This window comes from Arcticibacter sp. (assembly GCF_053551015.1).
Map to the genome: position 1 here is coordinate 250,508 of NZ_JBMQOB010000016.1, position 15,864 is coordinate 266,371.

Sequence of the window (15,864 nt, forward strand, 5' to 3'; positions counted from 1 at the left end):
AAAGCGATTTTTGTTTATTTTAGGGTCAGTCATGTTTGTGTTCTATTTTATTTTAGGACTGGCCATTATTTTTTGGGAAGATATCCCGCTGAATCTGGATAAGACGTATCGAATCGTTTTTGGTTCTTTTCTGATTATCTATTCGTTCTTGAGGCTAATTAGACTGGTTCAGACCAGACGAGATGAAATTTAGTATGAGGCATTTACTTTTCGGTTTGCTAGCATGTGTAATCGTGCTAGGCTCTTGTAAAGAGAACAAGCAAAAGGAGACTACAGGTAGCCTGGTGATGCTCGTTGACGAAAGTTTTATGCCGATCGTTGAAGATGAGGTGATCGTTTTTCAGAATATTTACAAGACTGCGAAAATTGACGCCCGGTACATGAATGAGCGAGCCGTAATCAATGGGCTGTTGTCTGATAGTTCGAGTATCGGGATTACCTCTCGTAGACTTACACGGCAGGAAGCGGGTATTTTGGAGAAGAGGAACTATAAAATCAGGGAGAACCGTGTGGCTGTTGATGCTGTAGCTCTTATTGCTAATGGAAGTAGCCGGGATACAACGATCAGTGTTCAGGAGATTGTCGATATTTTACAGGGGAAGCCCTCAGCTCGCCAGCTTGTTTTTGATAATCCAAATTCAAGTATCGTGAGATACCTTATGGAACTTGCCAATATCAAGGTGCTACCTTCGAAAGGAGTTTATGCGTTGCAAACAAATTCGGAAGTAATTAAGTATGTACACAATAATAAAGGGGCAATTGGTGTTATAAGTTATAATTGGGTAAGGCAGCCCACTGTTGAGCTGGAACCGTTAGTTGCAACGCTTAAGGTAATGGCTGTTAAAGGCCTGCCGGGAAAACCGGGGTCTGACAAGTATTACCGCCCGAATCAGGATAACCTTGCCTTAGAGCAATATCCTCTTAGCCGGAACATGTATATTATTAATTATCACGGCGGTGGATTAGGTTTGGGGTTTTCTGCGTTTTTGGCGGGCGATGTGGGACAAAGGGTGATTTTAAAGTCGGGACTTTTGCCCGACAGTATTCCTCCAAGAGAAATAATAATTAGAAAATAAACAGAAGACATAAACTATGAATGTACTAAGAAGAGCAATACAAGCAAGCCTGTTAGTAGGAGTTGTGGGGACGACGGCTTTTGCACAAAGCCTTGGAGATGCGAAGAAAGCGATTGACGCCGAAAAATTTCAGGAAGCTAAGACTATTCTTAAAAAGCTTATTGCATCTGATGCAGCCAAGGGAGAGAACTACTTTTATCTTGGAAATATTTACCTAAGAGACGACTATGTCGATTCTGCGAAGGCGACCTACACCAAAGGGGTTGGAGCAGAGGCGAGCTATCCTTTAAACTATGTTGGCTTAGGCGCTGTCGATTTGGAGTCTAAAAATGCCGCTGCAGCTAAGGCTAACTTCGACAAAGCGATTTCGCTTGCGAAACGTAAGGATAATAGCCCTTTTCTTTATATAGGCAAGGCGTACACGAACGCTGAACCAGCTGATTACGCGAGTGCAATTGCGAATCTGGAAAAAGCGAAGGAAATAAATGAAAAGGATGCTGAGGTTTTTCTTGCCTTGGGAGATGCTTATCGCGGATCTAAGAAAAACAGTGAGGCATTTGGCGCTTACCGCACTGCATTTGATATGGACAAAACCTTGCTGAGAGCTGAAATAGAACAGGGGATCCTTATCAAGCAATCTAAGGCGTTTCAGGAATCAGCTGACAAGTTCAAAAGTGTGTTAACCGCTAATGCAAATTATGCACCTGCATACCGTGAACTTGCGGAAACTTACTACCTGTGGGCAAAATCTGAGCCTCAGCAGTATGATGCCCGCATCAAAGAAGCCTTGCAATATTACACCAAGTATCTTGACCTGACTGACCGCTCTTTGGAGTCGAGAATGCGCTATGCAGACTTCCTGGTACTGGCAGGCGAGTACAAAGCTCTTGAAGCGGAAGCACAGGAGATGATTAAGCAGGATAAGGCTAACCCACGTATATATCGTTACCTGGGCTACTCTCTTTATGAAAATGGAAATTATACAGGCAGTGTTCAGGCCTTGAAGGACTTCATGAGTAAAGTGGATCCTAAGCGAGTTATCGCACAAGATTACCTGTACCTGGGTCAGGCGCAGCTAAAAGCGGGTGATTCTACGGGAGTTACCAGCCTGGCGAAAGCTGTAGCTATCGACTCTGCTTATGCCGAGCCAATCAGTGATATTGCGAAGGCTCAGTTCTCCGACAGAAAGTATGCTCTGTCTGCTGACCTCTATGAACTGGCTGTGAAGAATGCTGCGTCAAAAACCTACCTTTTCGATTATTTCTATCTAGGTATGGCAAGCTATTTTGATTACGCAACGAAGACTCCAGCTGCTCAGAAGGTAAGTCGTAATGTATTGGTGAAAGCTGATTCTGCATTCGCACTGGTATCTCAGAAATCTCCCAGCACCGCCGATGCTTACTTGTATCGTGCAAGAACAAACAGGCTGTTGGACGATGATGCAAATCCAAAAGGATTGATGGTTCCTCACTTCGAGAAGTATATCGAGGTGATTGCTGCTAAACCTGACGGACTTGCTGATGCGAGGAACAAAAAGAACCTGGTTGAAGCATATAACAATCTTGGTGCTTACTATATCAGAACCGACCAACCAAAAGCTAAGGAGTTACTAAATAAAGCCGTAGCTCTTGACCCGGCTAATGAATATGCATTAAGCGTGCTTAAGACATTGAAGTAGTCAACTGACTATCATAACGAAAGAAGGCCTGTTTTACGGGCCTTCTTTCGTTACTGTAAAAGCTGAAGGCACTATCTTGTATTTCTTTATGTGCATGTTAGCTATTTTTTCTAAGTTTGCTGTAAATTCTACGTAATGGATGTTCAAAGTACCCCAATAGACTACGTTCCTATTTTCTTTCAGATGCTGGTAGCACTCGGCTTTGTAGTGCTCACTATGACGATCACTCACCTGATAGGGCCGAAGCGGAAGACTTCCGATAAACTTAGTCCGTTTGAGGCGGGTATTGAGGTGATAGGAAATGCGAGGGCGCCGTTCTCTATTAAGTATTTCATGGTTGCCATTCTCTTTGTACTGTTTGATATTGAGGTCATTTTTATGTATCCCTGGGCGGTCAATTTCCGTGAGTTTGGGGTAGAAGGCCTTATTGAAATGTTTATTTTTATGGCTACGCTACTTCTTGGCTTTATTTATGTAATAAAGAAAAAAGCTTTGGAATGGGATAAATAGAATAGTTCTAAATAACTTAGGTGTTGTAACATAGCAATACTTATTAGTAACTTTGAAGCTCATTTCATATCCATTGAAATGAGCTTTTTTAATTTTAAAAAAGAGACGAGATGAGTGATATAAAATTAGCTGAAGCGCCTCCGGGCATTGAAGGGTCTGGCTTTTTTGCTACATCTTTTGATAAAGTGGTGGGCTTGGCCCGCGCTAACTCGCTGTGGCCACTTCCGTTTGCTACATCATGCTGCGGGATTGAGTTTATGGCCACGATGGGAGCCCATTATGACCTTGCACGTTTTGGTTCAGAGCGGCCTTCATTCTCCCCGCGTCAGGCAGACATGTTGCTGGTTATGGGAACGATTGCAAAGAAAATGGCGCCTGTTTTAAGGCAAGTATATATACAAATGGCTGAACCTCGCTGGGTGATTGCCGTGGGTGCCTGCGCAACTAGCGGAGGTATTTTCGACAGCTACTCGGTGCTCCAGGGTATTGATGAGGTTATACCAGTTGACGTGTATGTTCCGGGCTGCCCTCCACGTCCAGAAGCTATTTTGAACGGCGTGCTGAAACTTCAGGACCTTGTTCGGAATGAGCCGATGCGCAGAAGGAATACGGAGGAGTACAAGGAGCTTTTAAATAAATACGGAATTCAATAATGGCAAAGCTTAGTAATCAGGAATTAGTTCAGAAGATCACTTCAAAGTTTGCTAGCCGGGTATCTGCCTTCAGTGAACCCCATGGATTGCTGACCTTTGAAACTTCTAGAGAAGCAATCATTGATATATTGACATTTTTGAAGAACGACCTTGACTTCAACTTTCTCACGGATATCACGGGTATCCATTATCCGGAACAGGAATTGCCCATCGGCGTGATTTACCACCTCCACAGTATGCGTCAGGGTGTCAGAGTAAGGATCAAAGTTTTTCTTGAGGAGCAGAATCCGGTGATACCTACTGCCTTCAATCTTTGGAAGGGCGCTGACTGGATGGAACGAGAAACGTATGATTATTTCGGTATTCAATTTGAAGGTCATCCCGACCTGAGACGTATTCTTAATATGGATGACATGGTAGCATTCCCGATGCGGAAAGAGTTTCCGCTTGAGGATCCTAACCGTGTGGATAAAAAAGACTTTTTCTTCGGAAGATAATTATGAACGAACCCGCTATCATACAGAATTTAGAGCGCAAAGAGACAACTACACTTAATCTTGGACCTACCCACCCGTCTACGCATGGTGTGTTTCAAAATGTTCTTGAGATGGACGGTGAGCGTATTGTCAGCGGCGTATCGACAATCGGATATATACACAGGGCTTTTGAAAAGATTGCTGAACATCGGCCTTTTTATCAGATTACACCCCTAACCGACAGGATGAACTATTGTTCGTCGCCCATCAACAACATGGGATGGCATATGACGGTAGAAAAGATGCTGGGTATTCAGACTCCCAAGCGTGTTGATTACATGCGTGTGATCGTGATGGAGCTGGCCCGAATTTCTGACCACCTTGTGTGCAACGGAATTCTCGGGGTAGATACGGGTGCTTACTCTGGTTTCTTGTACCTGATGGAAAAGAGGGAGCACATCTACGAGATTTACGAGGAGATATGCGGAGCCCGTTTGACAACCAACATTGGCCGTATTGGTGGGTTTGAGCGTGATTTTAACGACATCGCTTTCGCCAAAATCAAAAAGTTCGTGAAAGACTACGTTCCGGTACTTAAGGAATTTGAAGAGTTATTTACCCGCAACCGGATTTTCATGGACCGGACGGTAGGAGTTGCGGCAGTGGATGCCCAGACTGCTCTTGATTACAGCTGGACAGGACCAATTCTTAGAGCTTGTGGTGTTGATTATGATGTTCGTGCGAGCGAGCCGTACTCATCTTATGAAGACTTCGACTTTGATGTTCCGGTAGGGACCACGGGAGATGTTTATGACCGATACATGGTAAGGAATGAAGAGATGTACCAGAGTATCCGGATCATAGAGCAGGCACTTGACAAGATTGAGAAGGAACCTAAGGGTGTGTTCCACGCAGATGTTCCGGAAATTTATCTTCCACCGAAAGAGGAAGTGTATAACAATATGGAAGCTTTGATCTACCACTTCAAGATCGTTATGGGTGAAGTGGATAGTCCGAAAACTGAGGTTTACCATTGTGTTGAGGGAGGAAACGGCGAGTTGGGATTTTATCTGGTAAACGATGGCGGACGAACTCCTTACAGACTGCATTTCCGCAGGCCGAGCTTCATTAATTACCAGATGTACGCTCCAATGAGCAGGGGAATGCTGCTTTCGGATGCGATAATTAATTTAAGTAGTTTAAATGTAATTGCAGGAGAATTAGATGCTTAAGATTTCTAAATCAGATGAAATTATTTTCACTCCTGAGCTTATTACTAAGTTCAACGAGATTTTATTAAGATATCCAGAAGACAGGCAAAAGTCGGCACTATTACCTGTCCTCCACCTTGTTCAGGCGGAGTTTGGCTGGGTGAGTACACCATTAATGGATAAGGTTGCTGAGTTTTTAAACCTGAAGCCGATTGAGGTGTATGAGGTAGCGTCTTTCTATACTATGTTTTTCCTTAAACCCCAGGGCAAGTATGTTCTGGAGGTATGCCGCACAGGACCTTGTTGTCTTGTAGGTGCGGAGAAGATCATGAAGCACATTGAAGAGAAGCTTAACGTGAAAGAAGGTGAAGTAACCCCCGATGGATTATTCAGCTGGAGAGGGGTAGAATGTTTGGCTGCGTGCGGCATGGGACCTGTTTTACAGATCGGCCCGGACTATACATTCTACGAGAACCTGACTGCTGAGAGTGTGAATGAATTGATAGATCGCTTACGTCTTACAACAGCTGAAAAAGCTCAAATCATTTAGAATATGGGGCGCAAACTGTTACTCGAAAATATAAATGTTCCCGGAATAAACACTTTTGACGTATATCGCCAGCATGGAGGTTACCGCGCTGTCGAAAAGGCGTTGAAGACCATGTCTACTGACGATGTTGTAGAGGAAGTCAAGAAGTCGGGTTTAAGGGGGCGTGGCGGAGCGGGGTTCCCAACTGGTATGAAGTGGAGTTTCCTCGCCAAGCCTGAGGGCAAGCCGAGGTACCTTGTTTGTAATGGGGACGAGTCTGAACCCGGGACATTCAAGGATCGCTTTTTAATGACGCATATTCCTCATCTGCTTATTGAGGGGATGATCGTGTCAAGCTATGCGTTAGGGGCAAAAACATCCTATATATACGTTAGAGGCGAGATGATGCCTCAGATCAGAATCCTTGAGCGAGCAATCGCGGAGGCAAAGAATGCAGGTTTCCTGGGAAAGAACATCTTGGGTTCAGGTTATGATCTGGAGTTATATGTGCAGCCAGGTGGTGGTGCATATATCTGTGGGGAGGAAACTGCATTGATCGAATCGCTCGAAGGTAAGCGTGGAAATCCGAGGATTAAGCCTCCGTTCCCGGCGATCTCCGGACTTTACAACTGTCCGACGGTTGTAAACAACGTTGAGTCTATTGCCGCCGTAGTTCCAATCATCAATGATGGAGCTGATGAGTATGCAAAGGTGGGAATCGGACGGAGTACAGGTACGAAATTGATCTCAGCTTCCGGTAATCTGAAAAGACCTGGGGTTTATGAAATTGAGCTGGGTGTATCTGTAGAAGAGTTTATCTATTCTGATGAATACTGTGGGGGAATGGCCAACGGTAAACGACTGAAGGCTGTAGTAGCCGGCGGTTCTTCTGTTCCCATCCTTCCAGCTAACCTTATATTGAAAACTGCCGCGGGCGAAAGTCGGCTAATGTCTTATGAATCGCTCGCAGATGGGGGCTTTGCCACCGGGACGATGATGGGTTCAGGGGGCTTTGTTGCTTTCGACGAAGATCAGTGTATTGTTAGGAATACCTGGAACTTTTCGAGATTTTATCATCATGAAAGCTGCGGACAATGTTCGCCATGTCGCGAAGGAACCGGTTGGATGGAGAAAGTCCTTCACAGGCTTGAGTATGGTCATGGAAAGATGAGCGATCTTGATCTTCTGGTAGATGTATCAAAGAAAATAGAAGGAAACACAATTTGTCCGCTTGGTGATGCAGCCGCATGGCCGGTAGCGAGTGCAATACGCCATTTCAGAGATGAATTTGAATGGCACGTGACTCATCCTTCCGAAGCAATAGAAAGAAATTACGGCCTGGCACATTACGCAGATCCTTTGCCAAAGGCTGAAACAATTGCTGCAAATTAATTAAAGGTCCTTTAACATGTCTGAAAAAGTTAAAGTTACGATAGATGGAATAAGTGTTGAGGTAGAGCAGGGTACATCGATCCTGAATGCAGCAAGACTTATTGGCGGAGAAATAGTACCTCCGGCAATGTGTTATTACTCGAAGTTAGAAGGTAGCGGTGGAAAATGCCGCACATGTCTGGTTAAAGTGAGCAAGGGCTCTGAGAAAGATCCACGGCCAATGCCGAAGCTTGTGGCTTCATGCCGCACAACGGTAATGGACGGCATGGAGGTTCAGAATATTACATCTCCGGAAGTAAAGGAGGCAAGGAAAGGTGTTGTGGAGTTGCTTTTAATCAATCATCCGCTGGACTGTCCGGTTTGCGACCAAGCTGGAGAATGTCACTTGCAGGATCTAGGTTATGAGCATGGCAGCGCCAATACACGTTATGAGTTTGAGCGCAGAACATTCGAAAGAAGAGATATCGGCGATAAGATTCAGCTGCATATGACCAGGTGCATTTTGTGCTATCGTTGTGTGTTTGTTGCTGATCAGATCACCGACAGGCGTGAGCATGGTGTGCTTGGAAGGGGCGATGCTGCAGAAATCTCAACCTATATTGAAAAAGCTATTGAGAACGATTTCTCTGGTAACGTCATTGATGTTTGTCCGGTGGGTGCACTTACAGATAAAACGTTTCGCTTCAAGAACCGGGTTTGGTTTACGAAGCCTGTAGATGCACATTGCGATTGTGATAAGTGTTCAGGAAAGGTTACACTCTGGTATAAGGGTGAGGATGTTATTCGTGTGACAGCACGTAAGGATGAATATGGCGAAGTGGAGTCCTTTATCTGCAACGATTGCCGGTTTGAAAAGAAAAAGACCAGCGACTGGGTAATTGAGGGTCCGAGAACCATTTCGAAACATTCGGTTATCTCAGCGAACCATTATGAGCAGCTTGCGCCTCCTGCAGTTATCAGAAAGAATCCTGCTTTGAAAGAAGCCAACAAAGAGCAATTTGAAAGAGTAACAAAATATTAATGGAACTAGCATTTGTTATAGAGAAAGTAGTTTTAGTTACGGTTATATTCCTGGTTACGCTCGGGATTGCTGCATATTCCACGTTAGCTGAGAGGAAGATTGCCGGGTTCATTCAGGGCCGTGTTGGTCCGCACAGAGCCGGACCATCAGGTATGTTTCAGCCACTTGCAGATGGAGGGAAGATGTTTTTCAAGGAGGAAATTATTCCTGCAGAGTCTAACCCCTGGTTGTTTATTGCAGGGCCTTGTCTGGCATTAATGACAGCGAGCATCGGTAGCGCTGTTATTCCGTGGGGGCAAGACCTCGTCATCGGTGGCCGTAGCATTCAGCTGCAGGTTGCGGATATCAACGTTGGAATCCTCTATATTTTCGGGATCGTTTCATTAGGGGTATACGGCATTATGATCGGAGGTTGGGCATCCAACAACAAGTACTCTTTAATGGGTGCTATCCGTGCGGCATCCCAAAACATCAGTTATGAAATCGCGATGGGCTTATCTCTGATCGCGCTGTTAATGGTTACCCAAACTTTATCATTGAGAGGAATTGCTGAACAGCAAACAGGTTTCTGGCAGAATGGTTGGTTTTCCTGGAATGTATTCTGCCAGCCACTAGGCTTTTTGATTTTTCTGGTATGTTCGTTTGCAGAGTGTAACAGAACCCCTTTCGATTTACCGGAAAGTGAAAACGAACTCGTAGCGGGTTACCATACTGAATACTCCGGATTTAAGCTGGGAGCGTTTTTGTTTTCGGAGTATATTAACATGTTTGTGTCGTCGGCAGTTATGTCAACACTATATTTCGGCGGATATAACTTTCCTTTTATGAATGATCTCGGCCTGTCGGCTAATGTGATTACCATATTGGGGGTTGTATTTTTATTCGCTAAAATTTTCTTCTTCATCTTCTTCTTCATGTGGATACGCTGGACGGTTCCGCGTTTCAGATATGATCAGTTGATGAACTTAGGGTGGAAGGTGCTTATACCGCTTTCGATCGTGAACATTGTTGTAACCGGGATCTGGATTACAGTTAAAGATTTAATTTAGAATTATGGAGTCCTTAAGTAATAGAAAAAAAGTACTTGAGCAGAAGCCGATGACTTTTGGTGAGAAGATCTATCTTCCGTCAATAGCAAAAGGCCTGGCAATTACCTTCAAACATATATTCAAAAAACGGGAGACCATCTTTTATCCTGAACAGGAAAGACCGGTATCTGAAAATTGGCGCGGCCTCCACTCTCTTAAGAGGGATGAGGAGGGGAGAGAAAGATGTACTGCTTGTGGCTTATGTGCGTTGGCCTGTCCCGCTGAAGCAATCACGATGACTGCTGCTGAGCGTAAGAAAGGAGAAGAGAACCTGTATCGCGAAGAGAAATATGCGGCAGTTTATGAAATCAATATGCTTCGTTGCATTTTCTGTGGGCTTTGTGAAGAGGCTTGCCCTAAAGAGGCAATCTACCTGGACGGTCCAATTGTCGAGGCGGACTATCTAAGAAAGGACTTCATCTTCGGTAAAGATAAGCTTGTTGAAGAACCATTGAAATCGTAAAATATCATAACTTTGAACCGTTTAAAGCGGTCGAAGTCAAACATAGGAATTAATGAATCTTTTCTATTTAGTTGCTTTTTTATCCATTTTCTTTTCACTGCTCGTGATTTTTTCAAAAAATCCCGTCTACAGTGTATTATACCTAATCGTGACATTTTTTACTTTCACGATTCACTACGTCCTGCTGAACGCTCAATTCCTGGCCATTGTGAACTTCATTGTTTATATGGGGGCAATACTTGTATTATTCCTGTATGTTCTGATGTTACTCAATCTCAACAAGGACTCGGAGCCAATGAAATCCAATCTATTGAAAGTTGCGGGAATTATAGCTGGTCTTTGTCTGCTACTGACCTTAGCAGGGTCGCTGAAGCTGGTTCATGTATCAGACCCGGTCCTGTTGAAGAATCCAGATATTGGTCTGGTAAAGAATCTTGGAAAGGTCCTGTTTAAAGAATTCCTGTTACCGTTCGAAGTATCGTCTATTCTGCTGCTGGCAGCGATGGTAGGTGCAGTTTTGTTAGCTAAAAAGGACCCAAATAAAGCATAATGGAAACAATTACTCAATCAATTCAGGCAGTGCCTTTAAACCACTATATTTTGCTGAGTTCCATCATTTTTGCCATTGGAACTATCGGGGTGCTTATTCGCAGGAATGCTATCATCATTCTGATGTCAGTAGAGCTGATGTTAAATGCTGTCAATCTATTACTTGCTGCATTCTCCGTTTACAGAGGAGACGCATCGGGTCAGGTTTTTGTATTCTTTATTATGGCTCTTGCCGCAGCAGAGGTTGCTATAGGACTGGCCATTCTTACGATGATCTATAGAAATACGAATTCGACAGACATCAATATTCTCAATAGACTGAAGTGGTAATATTATCCCGTGGGAGGAAGAGTTACTTTTTATATACGTAAATACGAACAACATTCATGATAAATTTAGTTTGGTTAGTTCCATTGTTTCCGCTGGTTGGATTTCTGATCAATGGTCTGGGCAGGAATGTTTTGCCAAAAGCTGTTATTGCATCTATAGGTAGTTTAACTGTTCTACTATCTTTCATCGTTAGTATCGGTATCTTTTCTGAACTCGGCAGTTCAGACATTAAGGCATTTTATATACCACTGTTCGACTGGATCAGTACCGGATCTGTTAAGATTCCATTTTCTTTTCAGATAGACCCGCTAAGTTCGATGATGTTGCTGATTGTAACTGGAATAGGGTTTCTTATTCATGTGTATTCGATCGGATATATGAGTCATGACAAGGGATTCGGTAAGTTCTTTTCATACCTCAATCTCTTTATCTTTTTCATGCTGCTTCTTGTTCTCGGATCCAACTACGTGGTGATGTTCATCGGCTGGGAAGGAGTGGGCTTATGTTCCTATTTACTAATTGGCTTTTGGTTCACAAATCCCTCTTATGCAAGCGCTGCAAAGAAGGCGTTTGTCATGAACAGGATCGGTGATCTGGGGTTCTTAATAGCTATTTTCGTCATCTTCAATACTTTCGGAAGTGTTGAATACGGTGACGTATTTATGAGTGCGGCGAAGTTGGAATCAGGTAATTCGACTCTTATGCTGATTACCCTGTTGTTGTTCGTCGGCGCAGTGGGTAAATCAGCACAGGTGCCGCTGTTTACGTGGCTTCCTGATGCGATGGCCGGCCCGACCCCCGTTTCTGCGTTAATTCATGCGGCGACAATGGTTACTGCTGGTATATATATGATCACGAGGTCCAATATTCTGTTCTCTTTGTCACCTGTGACGATGGACGTCATTTCCGTGATCGGTATTATTACAGTGATACTTGCTGCTGCAATCGCAGTTAGTCAAACCGACATTAAGAAAGTGCTGGCTTATTCTACTGTATCGCAGCTGGGATATATGTTTCTTGGGCTTGGTGTAGGAGCGTATACAGGTGCGTTCTTCCATGTTATTACCCATGCGTTCTTCAAAGCCCTTTTATTCCTTTGTGCTGGCTCTGTTATACATGCAATGAGTAATGAGCAGGATATGCGGAAGATGGGTGGATTGAGGAAGAAGCTTCCTGTTACTTTTCTTACCATGCTTGCGGGAACTTTGGCGATCTCCGGATTACCGCCTTTCTCCGGATTCTTCTCAAAGGATGAAATTCTTGCTCACGCTTACCAGGAAAACCAGTTATTATGGATCCTTGGTGTTATAGGGGCATTGTTAACCTCCTTCTACATGTTCCGGATGCTGTTCCTGACCTTCTCGGGAGAGTTCAGAGGGACCCAGGAGCAGGCACATCACCTGCATGAATCTCCAAAGTCGATGACGATCCCATTGATCGTCCTGGCAATTCTGTCTATTTTCGGCGGCTTGCTCAATGTGCCTGAGATTTTGGGCGGAGATCATTGGTTGGCTAACTTCATGGCACCAGTTTTCCAGCATCAGGGAGTTTCTACAGCTGCCGTTATACACATGGACCATAGTACAGAATATTTGCTGATGGGCATATCCGTTGTCGCAGCTTTGATTTCTGCGGTTTATGCCTTTTCAAGATACGCTAAAGCAAGCCATGTCCCAGCACCAGACGAAGCATCCAGAGGCTTGTTCGCGAAGCTATCTTACAACAAGTTTTACATCGATGAGATTTATGATGCACTGGTAACCAAACCCTTGAATGCAGTTTCCTATTTCTTCTTCAAGGTGGTGGATAAGGCGGCAATAGATGGGTTCGTTAACGGCCTGGGCAAGGCAACTTCTGAGGGAAGTAAGGTTTTACGTCTGTTGCAGTCTGGCAATGTCGGCTTCTACATCTTCATGATGCTCGCCGGAATAGTGGCATTGTTGTTTTATGGATTTTATAATATATAACAGAGAAGGTTAAGAAATAATAAATGGAAATTTTACTACTCATATTTTTGCCTTTAGCTGGTGCTTTGATTTCATTCTTATTTGGTGGATCGCAGCAGGTAAAGACCGTAGCTTTCATTTGGTCACTACTATCGTTGGTGCTGGCGGCTTATCTTCTAACAGGTTTTGATACTCAGAGTGCGGCTCCGCAATTTGTATACGATCAACCATGGTTGAGTTATTTTGGCGTACGCTTCAAAGCAGGGATTGACGGTATCAGCATGATACTTGTCTTGCTTACCAATGTCTTGATGCCTTTGATTATTCTTTCAAGCTTCAAGCATTCATACACACGTCCTGGTGCTTTCTATGGTTTGATACTGCTTATGCAGAGTGCATTGCTACTGGTATTTACAGCACTCGATGCTTTCCTCTTCTATGTGGGCTGGGAAGCAGCTTTGATCCCGATTTACTTTATTTGTGCACTATGGGGCGGAGAGAACCGGATCAAGGTGAACATGAAATTTTTCATATATACCTTTGCTGGTAGTTTGATCATGCTTATAGGTATCCTGTACTTGTACCTTCAAACGCCAGACCGGAGTTACGACGTCCAGTCCTTCTATCAGCTTGCGTTGAGCTCCACCGAGCAAGGTTGGATATTCTGGGCGTTCTTTATTGCTTTCGCTGTTAAGATGCCCGTGTTTCCTTTCCATACCTGGCAGCCGGATACTTACACAGAGGCGCCAACAACCGGTACCATGCTATTATCTGGTATTATGCTGAAGATGGGTATCTATGGCGTAATAAGATGGTTGATCCCCGTTGCTCCACTAGGCTTTGCTCAGTGGGGGCACTTAGCCTTAGTTCTGTCGATCATCGGCGTCGTTTACGCTGCTTTGATCGCTTTTAATCAGAAGGATGCGAAAAGGCTAGTTGCATATTCTTCCATTTCGCACGTTGGGCTTATTGCAGCCGGAATATTCGCCTGGAACACCAATGGCCTTCAAGGTGCAATGATTCAAATGGTTAATCACGGGATTAACGTATTCGGTATGTTTTTCGTGTTGGATATCATCATTAGAAGATTAAAGACGCGCGATAGTTTCGAGATGGGCGGAATAGCAAAGGTGGCACCGCAATTTGCTATCGCTTTTCTGATCATCCTACTTGGCACAGTTGCTCTACCCCTGACAAATGGATTTATAGGAGAGTTCCTGCTTCTTATGGGAATATATCAGTACAACATATGGGCAGCAGCGATCGCCGGTCTCACCATTATATTCGGTGCGGTCTATATGCTTAGAATGTACCAGAGAACTATGCTTGGCGATACTAATGTAAATACACAAGGATTTCAGGATATTGACGGGACTGAGAAGCTGGTTTTGGGAATTGTATGTGCCCTTGTAATAGTAATCGGGGTTTACCCTAATCCAATACTCGAGATATCCGAGGCAACAGTGAAGTCACTGGTTGAGCTTGTAGATGGTAAGCTTCATGGTGTGAGTACTACTTTCTAATAACGAACGAGGGATACAGATAAAAAAATGAGCGCATTAATTACGATAACTGTTTTAGCATTAGTTTTACTATACCTGGGCTTATTCAAAGCAAATAGGGCATTGCTGCCTGTTGCATTGATAGGTCTTCTTGCAGCCCTGATTCTCTCTGTAGCAGAATGGGGTACTAATGCAGCCCCGATATTCAGCAACATGATGCTGTACGACCACTTTGCTGTGGCATTTTCGGCTATTACGATTTTCTCGACTATCTTGATTCTGGCATTGTCACGCGATTATTTCGAACGTATCAGTTCCAACGTAGCGGAATATTACGCCCTGATCCTGTTTTCACTTGCTGGAATAATATTGATGGTTTCTTATCACAACCTGTCTATGCTTTTCATCGGGATTGAGATCATGTCCATCTGTATGTATATCCTGGCAGGAATAAAGAAGTCGGATTTCGCCTCTAACGAAGCTGCTTTGAAGTACTTCTTAATGGGAGCATTCTCGACCGGGGTGTTACTGTTCGGTATTACTTTGATCTACGGAGCCTCGGGATCATTCGATCTGGAAATGATCAAACAATATATCCTCAACGATCCTGCAGGTGTATCTCCTCTATTGTATACAGGGATAACATTGCTCATTATCGCATTGGCATTTAAGGTTGGCGCAGCTCCATTCCATTTTTGGGCTCCGGACGTGTACGAAGGATCTCCGTCCCTCATTACTGCTTATATGAGTACAGTAGTGAAGACCGCAGGGTTTGCAGCCTTTCTTAGATTAATAATGTTTTCGTTCGCTCCCGTTCAGGATTTCTGGGTACCTATCATTATTACTCTGGCCGTTCTATCTTTGCTGATCGGAAATGTAACCGCGGTTTATCAGCAGCATTTCAAACGGATGCTGGCGTATTCGAGTATATCTCACGTAGGGTACATGCTGTTTTCCCTGCTCGCATTGAACGGTTCTTCAGATAACGCAGTCTTCGTTTATGCGGCGGCTTACTCTGTCGCGTCAGTTATCGCCTTTGGTGTACTGATATTGATGCAGCGTCAGGTAGGTAATGACAGCTTCGATAGTTTCAATGGCTTAGCAAAGAAGAATCCGTTTTTAGCAATAACTCTTACCATCGCCATGCTGTCTTTAGCTGGAATACCTCTTACTGCAGGGTTCATCGGTAAGTTTATGATGTTCACGAGAGCGCTCGCTTCATATCATGTGCTATTGGTCGTGTTTGCGGTATTAAACGCGATCGTTGGTATTTACTATTATTTCCGCGTGATAGTTGCGATGTACTTCAAATTGGAAGATCGAAAAGAACTGATAGTACCGGTATACTTCAAAGTTGTTTTGGGATTCTCAGCCCTGGTAACAATAGTGTTGGGCATATACCCTGATTTTATCGCAGGCTTGATTTAACGCAAATATTAT

Annotated in this window: 16 protein-coding genes; all 16 read left to right on the top strand. The window is 44.0% G+C overall.

The annotated features are described in order from the left end of the window. The first annotated feature begins 194 nt into the window (after positions 1 to 194). On the top strand, positions 195 to 1,076 hold the full coding sequence (locus ACO1NU_RS11035; protein ID WP_448818533.1) for a PstS family phosphate ABC transporter substrate-binding protein: 882 nt from the start codon (positions 195 to 197) through the stop codon (positions 1,074 to 1,076). 16 nt (positions 1,077 to 1,092) lie between these two features. Beyond that, a complete protein-coding gene (locus ACO1NU_RS11040; RefSeq protein WP_448818534.1) occupies positions 1,093 to 2,754 on the top strand; it encodes a tetratricopeptide repeat protein in 1,662 nt (553 codons plus the stop codon). 135 nt (positions 2,755 to 2,889) lie between these two features. Further along, positions 2,890 to 3,264: an NADH-quinone oxidoreductase subunit A gene (locus tag ACO1NU_RS11045; RefSeq protein ID WP_448818535.1), complete on the top strand. Its 375-nt coding sequence runs from the start codon at positions 2,890 to 2,892 to the stop codon at positions 3,262 to 3,264. A 110-nt stretch (positions 3,265 to 3,374) separates the two neighbouring features. After that, a complete protein-coding gene (locus tag ACO1NU_RS11050; protein ID WP_448818536.1) occupies positions 3,375 to 3,917 on the top strand; it encodes an NADH-quinone oxidoreductase subunit B in 543 nt (180 codons plus the stop codon). Next, positions 3,917 to 4,414 carry an NADH-quinone oxidoreductase subunit C gene (locus ACO1NU_RS11055; RefSeq protein ID WP_448818537.1) on the top strand — a complete coding sequence of 166 codons (498 nt, stop codon included), beginning with the start codon at positions 3,917 to 3,919 and terminating at the stop codon, positions 4,412 to 4,414. The genes ACO1NU_RS11050 and ACO1NU_RS11055 overlap by 1 nt, the downstream gene beginning before the upstream one ends. 2 nt (positions 4,415 to 4,416) lie before the next feature. Beyond that, the gene (locus ACO1NU_RS11060; protein WP_448818538.1) at positions 4,417 to 5,625 is read left to right on the top strand and encodes an NADH-quinone oxidoreductase subunit D; all 1,209 of its coding nucleotides are present in this window, start codon (positions 4,417 to 4,419) and stop codon (positions 5,623 to 5,625) included. Next, complete coding sequence (locus tag ACO1NU_RS11065) at positions 5,618 to 6,154, top strand: NADH-quinone oxidoreductase subunit NuoE family protein (protein ID WP_448818539.1); 537 nt, start codon at positions 5,618 to 5,620, stop codon at positions 6,152 to 6,154. Before ACO1NU_RS11060 ends, ACO1NU_RS11065 begins: the two co-directional genes overlap by 8 nt. A gap of 3 nt (positions 6,155 to 6,157) precedes the next feature. Further along, on the top strand, positions 6,158 to 7,525 hold the full coding sequence (gene nuoF, locus ACO1NU_RS11070) for an NADH-quinone oxidoreductase subunit NuoF (RefSeq protein ID WP_448818540.1): 1,368 nt from the start codon (positions 6,158 to 6,160) through the stop codon (positions 7,523 to 7,525). Between the two features lie 16 nt (positions 7,526 to 7,541). Further along, on the top strand, positions 7,542 to 8,546 hold the full coding sequence (locus ACO1NU_RS11075) for a 2Fe-2S iron-sulfur cluster-binding protein (protein ID WP_448818541.1): 1,005 nt from the start codon (positions 7,542 to 7,544) through the stop codon (positions 8,544 to 8,546). Beyond that, positions 8,546 to 9,595: an NADH-quinone oxidoreductase subunit NuoH gene (gene nuoH / locus ACO1NU_RS11080; protein ID WP_448818542.1), complete on the top strand. Its 1,050-nt coding sequence runs from the start codon at positions 8,546 to 8,548 to the stop codon at positions 9,593 to 9,595. The genes ACO1NU_RS11075 and nuoH overlap by 1 nt, the downstream gene beginning before the upstream one ends. A 4-nt stretch (positions 9,596 to 9,599) precedes the next feature. Further along, positions 9,600 to 10,097, top strand: a complete 498-nt coding sequence (locus ACO1NU_RS11085; protein ID WP_448818543.1) for a NuoI/complex I 23 kDa subunit family protein — start codon at positions 9,600 to 9,602, stop codon at positions 10,095 to 10,097. 52 nt (positions 10,098 to 10,149) lie between these two features. Next, positions 10,150 to 10,647: an NADH-quinone oxidoreductase subunit J family protein gene (locus ACO1NU_RS11090; protein ID WP_448818544.1), complete on the top strand. Its 498-nt coding sequence runs from the start codon at positions 10,150 to 10,152 to the stop codon at positions 10,645 to 10,647. Beyond that, positions 10,647 to 10,976, top strand: coding sequence for an NADH-quinone oxidoreductase subunit NuoK (gene nuoK / locus ACO1NU_RS11095; RefSeq protein ID WP_448818545.1), 330 nt, complete (start codon positions 10,647 to 10,649; stop codon positions 10,974 to 10,976). Before ACO1NU_RS11090 ends, nuoK begins: the two co-directional genes overlap by 1 nt. A 56-nt stretch (positions 10,977 to 11,032) precedes the next feature. Further along, the gene (gene nuoL, locus ACO1NU_RS11100; RefSeq protein ID WP_448818546.1) at positions 11,033 to 12,943 is read left to right on the top strand and encodes an NADH-quinone oxidoreductase subunit L; all 1,911 of its coding nucleotides are present in this window, start codon (positions 11,033 to 11,035) and stop codon (positions 12,941 to 12,943) included. A 23-nt stretch (positions 12,944 to 12,966) separates the two neighbouring features. Next, the gene (locus ACO1NU_RS11105; protein WP_448818547.1) at positions 12,967 to 14,445 is read left to right on the top strand and encodes a complex I subunit 4 family protein; all 1,479 of its coding nucleotides are present in this window, start codon (positions 12,967 to 12,969) and stop codon (positions 14,443 to 14,445) included. Positions 14,446 to 14,472: 27 nt separating this feature from the next. After that, positions 14,473 to 15,852: an NADH-quinone oxidoreductase subunit N gene (locus ACO1NU_RS11110; protein WP_448818548.1), complete on the top strand. Its 1,380-nt coding sequence runs from the start codon at positions 14,473 to 14,475 to the stop codon at positions 15,850 to 15,852. Positions 15,853 to 15,864 lie beyond the last annotated feature (12 nt).